The sequence below is a fragment of the Longimicrobiaceae bacterium genome (assembly GCA_035696245.1).
Taxonomy (GTDB): domain Bacteria; phylum Gemmatimonadota; class Gemmatimonadetes; order Longimicrobiales; family Longimicrobiaceae; genus DASRQW01.
Map to the genome: position 1 here is coordinate 1 of DASRQW010000141.1, position 11,000 is coordinate 11,000.

Genomic DNA, 11,000 nt, shown 5'->3' on the forward strand with positions numbered 1-11,000 from the left:
CCGAGGAGGCGGGGAAGCTCGCCGGTGGCGGCACCAGGGTCGGACTCCTCCTGCTTGGCGGCGGCCTGGTGCTGCTGGGCGATGGCCGCCGCGCCTAGCAGGTTCCCGCCGCCGCTCACCGAGTCGATGATGTTGCTGGGCACCATCATCAGCGCGCCCTTCTGCTTCAGGCCCTCGTACAGGATGTTCATCGCCCGCAGCTGGAGCGCGGTGGGGTTGTCGGCGTACATCTCGGCGGCCTGCTTGAACAGCACCGCGATCTCCCGCTCGGCCTCGCCCAGGATGATGCGCGCCTGCTTCTCGCGCGAGGCCTGCGCCTCGCGCGACATGGCGTCCTGGAGCGAGGTGGGGATCACCACGTCGCGCATCTCCACCGAGTGCACCGTCACGCCCCACGGGTTGGAGCGCTCGTCGATCAGCGCCTTCAGCTCCTGCTCGATGCGCTCGCGCCCCCGCAGCAGGTCGGCCAGCGACGTGCGGCCGATGATGTCGCGCAGGCCCGTCTGCGCCGCCCACGTCACCGCCTGCGCGTAGTCCTGCACCTCCAGCGCGGCCTTCTCCGCGTCGTGCACCATCCAGAACAGCACCGCGTCCACGTTCACGGGGACCGTGTCGGAAGTCAGCGTCTCTTCGGCGGCGAAGGTCGTGGTGATCGTGCGCTGGTCGATCCACGACGAGATGGTGTCGACCATGGGGATCACGAAGAACGGGCCGGGGCCCTTCAACCCCACGAAGCGCCCCATGCGCAGCACCACCGCGCGCTCCCACTGCCGCGCGATCTTGGGCGACATCGACGCCAGGATGCCTGCGGCGGCCCCCACGACGATGCCGGCGATGCTGCTCGTGGCGGCGCTCACGGCCAGGCCGACGCCCACGGGCGCGAGCAGCGCCAGGGCGGAGAGGAAGTTCATGCGCCCGCCGCTGCCTGCGCTCACGGGCAGGCTCTGCTGGCGGGGGACCATGTCGGTGCTGGGCATCTCGGCTCTTCTCCTCAGCGCGTACGGCGGCTGTTCATGTGGATGATCACGTCGTCCAGCGAGAACCCAAGGTCGCTGGCGGCGCGCAGGAAGGTGTCTTCCAGCGCCGACAGTTCGGCCAGCAGCTCCTCTTCGCGGATGCCGACGGGCGTGGAGCGGACTACGAGCCCCACGCCCGGCCGGGTTTCGACCACGCCCTGGCGCTCCAGCTCTGCGTAGGCGCGCGCCACCGTGTTGCCGCCCACGCGCAGGTCCACCGCCAGCTGCCGCACCGTGGGCAGCGCGTCGCCGGGCGAGAGCAGCCCCGCTCCCACCGCCGATCGCACGGTGCGGACGAGCTGCGCCTCCACCGGCGTGGGGTCGGAGTGGTCGACGTGGAACATGCGGATGAGCCTGGGGGGAGTCGGCGTCGGGAGATGCGGATCGGGATGCGCGAGATGCGCGGCTTCGCGTGGGCGGATGCGCGGGCCCGGCACGTGCCTGCGGATGCGCGGCCTCCGCCCCTCCCCATCGCGCATCGGCGCATCACCGCCGATGCGCAGCGGGCGATGCGTTCCACCCGGAGGGGCGCGAGCACGGCTTCGCATCTTCCGCATCTGCGGTACTCCGTAGCTAACGCGTGCGCCGCGGCGGTGTCAAGCCCGCACGCGCTTCATCCCCCGCCATCTCGCCGAAGCCAATCCGTAAGCCCGGCCCATCGAGCGAGCCCCTTGCGCGGATGAACACGTCCACGCATAATGGTAACTATATGGTTACCATTTCTTCGGAGGAGATGCTGGACCGGGTGTTCGCGGCGCTGTCGGACTCGACGCGGCGCGCGATCCTGGCGCGGCTCGCGGGCGGAGAGGCCACGGTGGGCGAGTTGGCCGAGCCCTTCGCCATGTCGCGCCCTGCCGTCTCCAAGCACCTGGACGTGCTGGAGAGGGCGGGGCTGGTGCACCGGGTGCCCGACGGGCGGGTGAACCGGTGCCAGCTGGACGGCGAGCCGCTGCGCGACGCGGCCGCCTGGATGGAGCACTACCGGCGGTACTGGGAGGGCCAGCTGGATGCGCTGGCCCGCTACCTCGAGACGGAGGAAGAGCCATGAGCGTGCAGGAAACCGAAGTGCTCACGCTGCGACTGGAGCGCGTGATCCGTGCGGATCGCGAGCGCGTGTTCGCCGCGTGGACGCAGCCCGAGCTGCTCCAGCGCTGGTCCGCGCCCGAAGGGATGACCGTGGGCGAGGGGGAGGCGGACCTGCGCCCCGGCGGCCGCTGGCGCGTGGTGATGCTGGCGGCCGACGGCACGCCGCACGAGGCGTTCGGCGTCTACCAGGTGGTCGATCGCCCCGCGAAGCTGGTGTACACGCACGCCTGGCTGAACGGCCACGGCGCCACCGCCAGCACGCCCGAGACGATGCTGACGGTCGAGTTCCTGGCCGAGGCGGGCGGCACGCGCGTGGTGCTGGTGCAGGAAGGCTTCGCCACCGAGGGAAGCCGTGACGGGCATGACGAGGGCTGGACCAGCTGCCTGGACAAGCTGGTGGCGATGTTCGCCGGGGGTGCCGCATGAGCCCCGCCGACTACCTCCGCTACCAGGCCGGGGCGACGCGCCAGGTCGTGAACCTCAACATCGCAGGCATCACGGACGAGGAGAGCCTGGTGCAGCCGGAGCCCGCGGGCAACTGCATCAACTTCGTCCTCGGTCACCTGCTCAACGTGTACGGCCAGGCGATGGGGCTGCTGGGCGCGTCGCCCGTGCTGTCGCCGGAGAAGCTGAAGCGGTACGAGCGCGGCGCCCCGCCCATCACCGGCGAGGCGGACGCGCTGGCCTTCGCGGAGCTCGCCGCCGCGTGGGACGAGACGTGCGGCAGGGTGGACGCGGCCCTCGCCGCCCTCCCCGCCGAGCGCCTGGCGGAAAAAGCACCGCGGAGCCCCACGGGCAACCCGGACGAGACGGTGGGCACGCTGCTCTTCACCGTGCTCTTCCACCAGGCGTACCACGCGGGCCAGCTCGGCATCCTGCGCCGGATCGCCGGGAAGCCGGGCGCCATCGCCTGACGCGGCACGTGCAGGCGCGGGCTCGTCGCCCTCGATGGAATATCCGGCTCGGCTGCCTACGGCGGTCGGGCCGGAACAGCTTGTGGTGGATGCCGATCGTCGTCGGTTGGATTCGGATCGCGCGGGACCGGTAGACACGCGTCGCGGAAGCTGGCGACGGGTGGAGAAGCGGTTAACGGGTCAGTCTTCCTGCGAAGTCTCTCCTTCCACCGTCTCCGTCTCGGTTTCCGTCTCGATGACGATGCCGATGGTGCGCAGGGCGGCGCGGCGGCGCTGGGGGTAGGTGGCGGCCTCCAGCGCGTCCACGGCGGCGGTGCCGAACTCCGCCGCGGGGTCGAAGCCCAGGCTGGCCAGCAGCTCGCGCAGGTAGGTCACCTCCAGCCCGCGCTCCTCGATGAGGCGGGCGATGTCCGCGTCGTTCATCTCTTCCATCCCGGTCGGCGATTCCATCCGTTTCCATCTCCCGAGCATCGTGCGTGCCGCCACGCGCGAAAACAGCGGCGGGGCGCCCGTGAGCGCCCCGCCGTTCGTGCATCCGCCTGCAATCTACCGGCTACCGAAGCTGTTCTGTGGGCGGGGAGAGGCCCCCTCCCCCGGCCCCTCCCCCAAAACTGCCTGGGGGAGGGGAGACCAGAAGTGCGCGCGGGCAGCGTGGTCGCTCGCTGAAATGGTGTGGTTCGTCCACGGAGTGTAGTGGCCAACTAGCCCTAACCCCTTCCCCCGCCGTGGAATAGGCTCCCCTCTCCCGCTTGCGGGAGAGGGGCTGGGGGAGGGGGTGCCTACGCGTGCACGCTCGCCGTCAGCCGCCGCAGGAGCGGGACGAGCAGGAGCAGCAGCACCGCGGCGCCGAGCGAGGTCGCCACCGGGATGGTGAAGAAGGTCGCCTGAGAGTGGATATTCTCCGTCATGGCGGCCAGCGTGCCGCCCAGCTTGTTGGCGGCCGCGTTCGCCAGGAACCACACGCCCATGAGCAGCGACGCCAGCCGGGCGGGCGCCACCTTGCTCACGTAGCTCAAGCCCACCGGGCTCAGGCAGAGCTCGCCCCAGGTGTGGAAGAGGTACGCCATGATCAGCCAGAACGGGCTCACCTTGTTGCCCGCGTCCACGCTGTGCCCAGCGGCGACCAGGAAGAGGAAGCCCAGGCCCACCATGGCCAGGCCGAACACCATCTTCAGCGCGGTGGGCGGCTCCTTGCCCGTCGTGCCCAGCCGCACCCACATGGCCGCGAAGAGCGGCGCGAAGCCGATGATGAAGAGCGGGTTCACCGCCTGGTACCAGCTGGACGGGAACTCGAACCCGAACACGCGGTTGTTGGTGAACTTGTCCGCGAACAGCGTCATGGAGCTGCCCGCCTGCTCGAACGCCATCCAGAAGAAGATGACGAAGAAGACCAGGATGAAGATCGCCAGCACCCGCTTGCGCTCCTCGCCGTGCGTGCCCAGCACCGAGTAGCCCAGCGCCCCGCCGATGATGGCGCCCATCGCCAGCGCCAGCGGGCTCAGCACGCTCCCGTTCCACGCCATCCCGCCGTTCGCGTACGAGAGGTTCGAGCCCAACCAGAAGAGCGCGACGCCCACGAGCGCGCCCAGCACCGCGTGCACCAGCTTGCCCTCGGTCTCGCCGCTGATGGCCGCCATGGCCGCCCGCGTCTCGTTCGTGGGCTTCAGGCCGATGCCCGGCAGGTACTTGTCCACTCCGTACATGTACAGCACCAGGCCGATCACCATGCCCACGCCCGCCGCGGCGAAGCCGTAGTGCCAGCCCACCTTCTGCGCCAGCGTGCCGCACAGGAACGGCGCCAGGAAGGCGCCCAGGTTCACGCCCATGTAGAAGATGGTGAACCCCGCGTCGCGCCGCTTGTCGCCGTCCTTGTAGAGCTGCCCCACCATGGTGGACACGTTCGGCTTGAAGAAGCCCGTGCCGATGATGATGAGCCCCAGGCCCGCGTAGAACATGGAGATGCCGGGGAAGGCCAGCGCGAAGTGCCCCATGGCGATGATGATGCCGCCTATGAGCAGCGACCGGCGCGTGCCGATGTACCGGTCCGCCAGGTAGCCGCCGATGAGGGGGGTGAGGTACACCAGCGCCGTGTAGGTGCCGTACAGGTTGGCCGCGTCGCCCACCGACCACTTGAGCGCGTTGACCAGGTACAGCACCAGGATGGAGCGCATGCCGTAGTACGACACGCGCTCCCACATCTCCACGCCGAACAGCAGGCGCAGGCCGCGCGGGTGGCCGTAGAAGCTGGTGTCGCCCACCAGCTCGGGCTGCGATGCGTCGATGCCGACGGCGTCGGTGATGGTTGCCACGGGGTTGTCGGGGTGAGGGGTGGGTGCGGAAACGGCCCCGCCGCCCGGCCCTGCGCGGAGAGCGCGGGCGGGGCGGCGGGCGGAAGGTCCTACCGGGTGTCGGCCATCATCCGGCGGATGGGCACGATGAGCGCCGCGCAGACCGCGGCCGAGGCGAGCAGCCCGATGGTGGTCCACTGGAACACGCCGGGCATCTGGTCCAGCTTCTCCGGGTCCACGTTGCCGCCGATGAGGCCGGCGATCAGGTTGCCCAGCGCGGCGGCCATGAACCACACGCCCATCATCTGCCCCTTGAACTTCACCGGCGCAAGCTTCGTCATCGACGAAAGGCCCACGGGGCTCAGGCAGAGCTCGCCGAGCGTCTGGAAGAAGTAGCTCGCCACCAGCCACCAGATGGAGACGCGCACCTGGCCGTTGGCCGCCAGCACCACGTGCGCCGCACGGATCATCAGCCCGAAGCCGATGGCGGCGAAGAGCAGGCCCAGCGAGAACTTGGTGGGGCTGGACGGGTCCTTGCCGCGGCGGCCCAGCGCCACCCAGATCCAGGCGAACACCGGGGCCAGGCTGATCACGAAGATCGAGTTCACCGCCTGCACCCACGTGATGGGCATCTCCCACCCGAAGATGGTGCGGTCGGTGTAGTCTTTGGCGAACAGGTTCAGCGACGTGGGCGCCTGCTCGAACGCCGCCCAGAAGATGATGGCGAACACGAAGAGCACCAGGATCACCGCCACCCGCTTCATCTCGTCGCGCGAGAGGCCGCCGGCCAGGAAGATGTACGCGAAGTACAGCACCGCGAGCCCCGTGATCACGTAGCCCATCGACTCGGCGACCGCCTTGGCGTTCACGCGCAGGTGGCCCGTCATGGCCATCACGCCCACTGCGACGATCACCGCGAGGGCCACGGCCAGGACGGTCTTGATCGTCCGCTCCTGGCGTGCCTGCACCGCCGCGTCGGGGTGGCGGGCGGGCTCCAGGCCCAGCGTTCCCAGCGTCTTGTCCGCCCGCAGGCTGAACAGGATCACGCCGAAGATCATGCCCAGGCCGGCGGCGCCGAAGCCGTAGTGCCAGCCCACCTTCTCGCCCAGCAGGCCGGTGATGAGGGGGGCGATCAGGGCGCCGGTGTTGATGCCCATGTAGAAGATGGAGAAGCCTGCGTCGCGGCGGCTGCCGCCCTCGGGGTACAGGTCGCCCACCATGGCCGAGATGTTCGGCTTGAGCAGGCCCGTGCCGCAGACGATGAGGAAGAGGCCCGCGAAGAACGCCGGCCGCGACAGCAGCGCCGAGAGGCCGATGGCGATGTGGCCCAGGGCGATGAGGATGGCGCCCAGCTTCACCGCACGGCGCAGGCCCAGCAGCCGGTCCGCGATCCAGCCGCCCGGCAGCGACGACAGGTACACGCTGGCGGCGTAGATGCCCACGATGGCCGACGCCTCGCCGCGGTCGTAGCCGAAGCCGCCCCGCGTGAGCGCCGCCGTCATGAACAGCACCAGCAGCGGGCGGATGCCGTAGAACGAGAACCGCTCCCACATCTCCGTGAAGAAGAGCGTGGAGAGGCCCTTGGGGTGGCCCAGGAAGCTGCCTTCCGGCACCCTGGGCGGCACGCGCGGCTCGTCGTGCGTGGCGGTGGCCGCCTCGGGAGTGGCGAACTCCGGGATGGAATCTCGGTTCATGGGCTGTGCGGAAGGGAGCGTCGGGAACGGCGCGGGCCGGCGCCGCGCCACGAGAGCGGCGCGGTGCGGGCGGGAGATGGGCCGCGGGAGCGCGGCGGCTTGCGTGTTTGGCCCTGGAGCTTACTGTTTCCGCGTACGCGGCGCCAGGGGGCCCCGCCCGGCACGCCGCGTCACGTTCGCGGCGCCGGAGATGGTGTATCCCCGTGCCCCTTCCCAAGTTCCCTGCACGCGGCACCCGGTTCGCCACCAGATGAGCACGCATCGCAGCCCCGCATCTCCCGCCGCCGGAAGCACGTCGCCGTCCGGCCCGTTCGGCTCGCCCGCGCCGGAAGGCCGCTCTGCATCCGCGGACGCGCCGTCGTCAACGGATGCAAGCTCTCCGGCGCTCCACGCGAAGATCGCATCTGCAGAGGCGGGCTCCGCATCTCCCGATGCCGGGCCGTTCGCGGCGGAGCTGACGACGGCGCTCGCTGCGGCGGAGATCGCGGCGGGGATGATCGCCGCGCGCGCCGGGGCGGACGAGGTGCGGGAGAAGGGCCGCGCCGACCTCGTCACCGCGGTGGACGAGGCGGTGGAGCGCGCCGTACTCGCCCGCATCCGCGCGGACTTCCCGAACGACGCGATGGTGGCGGAGGAGAGTGCGGCGGGGCGGGTCGAGAGCGGGAGGCGGTGGATCGTGGACCCCATCGACGGGACCACGAACTTCGTGCACGGGCACCCGTTCGTGGCCGTGAGCATCGCCTTCGCGGATGCGGACGGGCCCGCCGCGGGCGTGGTGCGCGCTCCGGCGCTGGGCGAAACCTTCCACGCCGTGCGCGGCGGCGGCGCCTTCGTGAACGGCCGGCCCATGCGCGTGACGGAAGTCGATCGGCCCGCTCGCTCGCTGCTAGCGACCGGCTTTCCGTTCAAGGCGGGCAAGGGCAGCATCGACGCCTACTTCCGCATGCTGGCGGAAATCCTCGCCGCCACGCAGGACGTCCGCCGGGCGGGCAGCGCGGCACTGGACCTGGCGTTCGTGGCCGCGGGGCGCGTGGAGGGCTTCTTCGAGACGGGCCTGGCGCCTTGGGACGTGGCGGCGGGGATGCTGCTCGTGACCGAGGCCGGCGGGCGCGTGGGCGGCTGGCCGGGCGACGCCACGGGCCCGTTGTCCACCGGCCGCGTGCTCGCCAGCAACGGCCGCATCCACGGCTGGCTGGAGGAGATGACGGCGCCGTACGCGGCATCGCTCTGACGCGCGGCACCCCTCGTGCATTGTGGCGCGTGGCGGCCGGCATCGACCCGGCCCGGTCCAGACAGCCAGGAGATTTCCGATGTCGTCTTTCCAGACGTACCTGCTTGGTTTTATCGTCGTGGTGGTGGGGCTCGGGGTGGCGGCGTACCTGCTGCACGCGCCCACCGTGTGGATCGTGGTGGGCGTGGTGGTGCTGCTGGGAGCGGGCATCATCTCGGCCACCAACCGCACCAAGCCGCGCGACCCGCAGGCGCCGCCCCCCGGGCGGTAGCGATCGCCGCGGCGCGCGGCCGGCCGCACGCAGCACCCGCCGCCCCGCCGGAGTCCCCGGCGGGGCGGCTCACGTTGCCAGACAGGAGACGGTTCCATGCCCGAAGGAGTGCCCTCGGAGTACCCGATCGAGGTCGTATGGGAAGGCGACATGCGCTACCGCGGCGGCCCCGCCGGCGGCCCCACGCACGTGGTGGACGGCCATCGCCAGGTCGCCCCGTCGCCGGTGGACTCCGTCCTCGTCGCGCTCGCGTCGTGCTCCGCCATCGACGTGGTGGAGGTGCTGAACAAGCGCCGCACCCCGCCCGCGTCGCTCTCGGTGAGCGTGCGCTTCTCGCGCGCCGCGGTGGCGCCGCGCCGCATCACCGACGTGCATCTCACGTATCGCGTGGCGGCGGACACGGCGCGCGAGCACGTGGAGCGCGCGGTGCAGCTCTCCTTCGACCGCTACTGCTCCGTCGCGCACACCATCGCCCCCGACACCCGCGTCGAGTGGACCGTGGAGCTGGAACCCGCCACGCCCGCGCCGGCTTGACCCTCGGAGATCAAACTCGGTACGGGTGATGTGCGGCGGGGGATCGGCCGGGGGGTTCGGTGGATCCCCGGTGACGCAGTTCGTCAGTCGATGCGCCGCCGACGTGTGGCGAGCGTTCGGCAGATAGGCGGCGGTGCGGTAGATTGACGGCCGTCCGGGAGATCGGAGACGGAGGTTCGATGCGGTGAGGACGATGCTTACCGCTGTGGATACGAGCGGACGGAAGAGGGGGTCGCGGGTGGTCGAGCGAGCGGATCGAGCAGGCGAGCGGGAGATGCGCGGCGGGCCGACGGTGATGAAGTTCGGCGGGACGTCCGTGGGAGATGCCGACGCGCTGCGGCGGCTGGCGGAGATCGTGGCGGAGCGGGCGGAGCTACGGCCCATCGTGGTCGTCTCCGCGATGAGCCGGTTCACGGACGCGCTGGTCGCCGCCGTGCGCCTGGCGGGCGAGGAGGACGTCGCGGGAGCGGTCGCGACGCTGGCGCCGCACCTGGACCGCCACGCCGCCGCCGCGCGCGGGCTGCTTCCGCGTGGGGATGCGGACGAGGTGGCGCGGGCGGTGGACGCGGCGCGCGGCGAGCTGGCGGACCTGCTGCGCATCGCCGCGGCGCACCCGGGGACGCGGGCGCCGCTGCACGACGAGGTGGTCGCGTATGGCGAGCGGCTGTCGTCGCTCCTGGTGGCCGCGGTGCTTCGCGGGGGCGGGCTGCGCGGCAGGCAGGTGGACGCCCGCCGCTGCGTCCGCACCACCCCCGAGCACCGGCGCGCGGAGCCGCTCGCCGGGCCCACTCGCGAGGCCTGCCGCGCCGAGCTGCTTCCGGCGGTTGAAGCTGGCGAGGTGCCGGTGATGGGCGGCTTCATCGGCTCCGCGTTGAGCGGGGCCACGACCACGCTGGGGCGCGGCGGCTCGGACTTCAGCGCCGCGCTGGTAGGAGCCGCCGTGGACGCGGCCGAGATCCAGATCTGGACCGACGTCACCGGCTTCCTCACCGCCGACCCGCGCGTGGTGCCCGAAGCCCGCCGCATCGGCCGCCTGTCGTATGCCGAGGCGGCGGAGCTGGCGTTCTTCGGCGCCAAGGTGCTCCACCCGCGCACCATCGAGCCCGCGGTGGAGCGCGGCATTCCCGTGCGCGTGTGCAACTCGCGCGAGCCGGCCGAGGAGGGCACGCGCATCGGCGCGCGGGCGGAGGAGGCGCCGCAGGGGGTGAAGGCCATCGCGCACAAGGCGGGCGTCACCGTGGTGCAGGTCACGGCGGCGCGCATGCTGGGCGCGTTCGGGTTCATGCGCGCCATCTTCGAGGTCTTCGAGCGCCACCGCACGCCGGTGGACGTGGTCGCCACGTCCGAGGTCAGCGTCTCGCTCTCGCTGGAGGACCGCGAGGATCTGTCCGCCATCTTCGCCGAGCTGCGCGGGCTGGGCACGGTGGAGGTGGAGGAGGGGAACGCCATCGTCTGCGTGGTCGGCGAGGGGCTGCGCTCGACGCCGGGCGTGGCCGGCCGCGTCTTCGGCGCGCTGCCGGACGTGAACGTGCGGATGATCTCGCAGGGTGCATCCCGCCTCAACCTCACCTTCGTGGTCGACGAATCCCGCGCCCGCGAGGTCGTTGCCCGGCTCCACGGCGAGTTCTTCGGCTCGGCCTCGTAGCCGCGGCATCACGTCGGCAGTGCGCCGCGGAACGGCGATCGTCCGTTTCGGCTGCGTTCCGGCGGACGGCCGCACATCTCCCGAACGCAGGTCCGCATCTACCGAGAACGACGACGGCCGGCCTCCTCGCGGAAGCCGGCCGTCGTTCGTTCCGGACGCGCGCGTCAGTCGAAGCTGGAGCTGCTGTCGGAAGGGTCGGAGCGCTCCACGCGGGCGTTGATGCCCTTCTTCACCTCGGCCTTCAGCGCGTTGAACAGCTCCGGCTGCTGCTCGGCGGCCTGGAGGAGCGACCTGGCGCCGTCCGCGCCGCGCCCGGTGATG

12 protein-coding genes are annotated in these 11,000 nt (G+C 71.4%); 7 read left to right on the plus strand and 5 right to left on the minus strand.

Going from position 1 to position 11,000, the window contains the following annotated elements; all coding sequences use genetic code 11:
- On the minus strand, positions 1-977 hold a 977-nt coding region (locus VFE05_06370; protein ID HET6229690.1), incomplete at its 3' end, for a slipin family protein.
- Positions 978-991: 14 nt separating this feature from the next.
- Positions 992-1,360 carry a GntR family transcriptional regulator gene (locus tag VFE05_06375; GenBank protein HET6229691.1) on the minus strand — a complete coding sequence of 123 codons (369 nt, stop codon included), beginning with the start codon at positions 1,358-1,360 and terminating at the stop codon, positions 992-994.
- Between the two features lie 365 nt (positions 1,361-1,725).
- Here VFE05_06375 and VFE05_06380 point away from each other — a divergent pair, with 365 nt between their 5' ends.
- Genes VFE05_06380 through VFE05_06390 form a run of 3 tightly spaced genes read left to right on the plus strand, consistent with a single transcriptional unit; the run spans position 1,726 to position 3,016 of the window.
- Positions 1,726-2,064, plus strand: a complete 339-nt coding sequence (locus VFE05_06380; GenBank protein HET6229692.1) for a metalloregulator ArsR/SmtB family transcription factor — start codon at positions 1,726-1,728, stop codon at positions 2,062-2,064.
- Positions 2,061-2,528, plus strand: coding sequence for an SRPBCC domain-containing protein (locus tag VFE05_06385; GenBank protein ID HET6229693.1), 468 nt, complete (start codon positions 2,061-2,063; stop codon positions 2,526-2,528). The genes VFE05_06380 and VFE05_06385 overlap by 4 nt, the downstream gene beginning before the upstream one ends.
- The gene (locus VFE05_06390) at positions 2,525-3,016 is read left to right on the plus strand and encodes a DinB family protein (protein HET6229694.1); all 492 of its coding nucleotides are present in this window, start codon (positions 2,525-2,527) and stop codon (positions 3,014-3,016) included. Before VFE05_06385 ends, VFE05_06390 begins: the two co-directional genes overlap by 4 nt.
- A 180-nt stretch (positions 3,017-3,196) precedes the next feature.
- Here VFE05_06390 and VFE05_06395 read toward each other — a convergent pair whose 3' ends face one another.
- The 3 genes from VFE05_06395 to VFE05_06405 form a co-directional block, all read right to left on the minus strand.
- On the minus strand, positions 3,197-3,466 hold the full coding sequence (locus VFE05_06395; GenBank protein ID HET6229695.1) for a hypothetical protein: 270 nt from the start codon (positions 3,464-3,466) through the stop codon (positions 3,197-3,199).
- A gap of 329 nt (positions 3,467-3,795) precedes the next feature.
- Positions 3,796-5,325, minus strand: a complete 1,530-nt coding sequence (locus tag VFE05_06400) for a peptide MFS transporter (GenBank protein ID HET6229696.1) — start codon at positions 5,323-5,325, stop codon at positions 3,796-3,798.
- 89 nt (positions 5,326-5,414) lie between these two features.
- The gene (locus VFE05_06405) at positions 5,415-6,998 is read right to left on the minus strand and encodes a peptide MFS transporter (GenBank protein ID HET6229697.1); all 1,584 of its coding nucleotides are present in this window, start codon (positions 6,996-6,998) and stop codon (positions 5,415-5,417) included.
- Between the two features lie 250 nt (positions 6,999-7,248).
- On the opposite strand from VFE05_06405, the gene VFE05_06410 reads away from it, so the two are divergent.
- The 4 genes from VFE05_06410 (at position 7,249) to lysC (ending at position 10,679) form a co-directional block, all read left to right on the plus strand.
- Entirely contained in the window at positions 7,249-8,229 is a 981-nt protein-coding gene (locus VFE05_06410) for an inositol monophosphatase family protein (protein HET6229698.1), read from the plus strand.
- Between the two features lie 79 nt (positions 8,230-8,308).
- Positions 8,309-8,500, plus strand: coding sequence for a hypothetical protein (locus VFE05_06415; protein ID HET6229699.1), 192 nt, complete (start codon positions 8,309-8,311; stop codon positions 8,498-8,500).
- A 96-nt stretch (positions 8,501-8,596) separates the two neighbouring features.
- Positions 8,597-9,034 carry an OsmC family protein gene (locus tag VFE05_06420; protein ID HET6229700.1) on the plus strand — a complete coding sequence of 146 codons (438 nt, stop codon included), beginning with the start codon at positions 8,597-8,599 and terminating at the stop codon, positions 9,032-9,034.
- 274 nt (positions 9,035-9,308) lie between these two features.
- Positions 9,309-10,679: a lysine-sensitive aspartokinase 3 gene (lysC, locus tag VFE05_06425; protein ID HET6229701.1), complete on the plus strand. Its 1,371-nt coding sequence runs from the start codon at positions 9,309-9,311 to the stop codon at positions 10,677-10,679.
- Positions 10,680-11,000 lie beyond the last annotated feature (321 nt).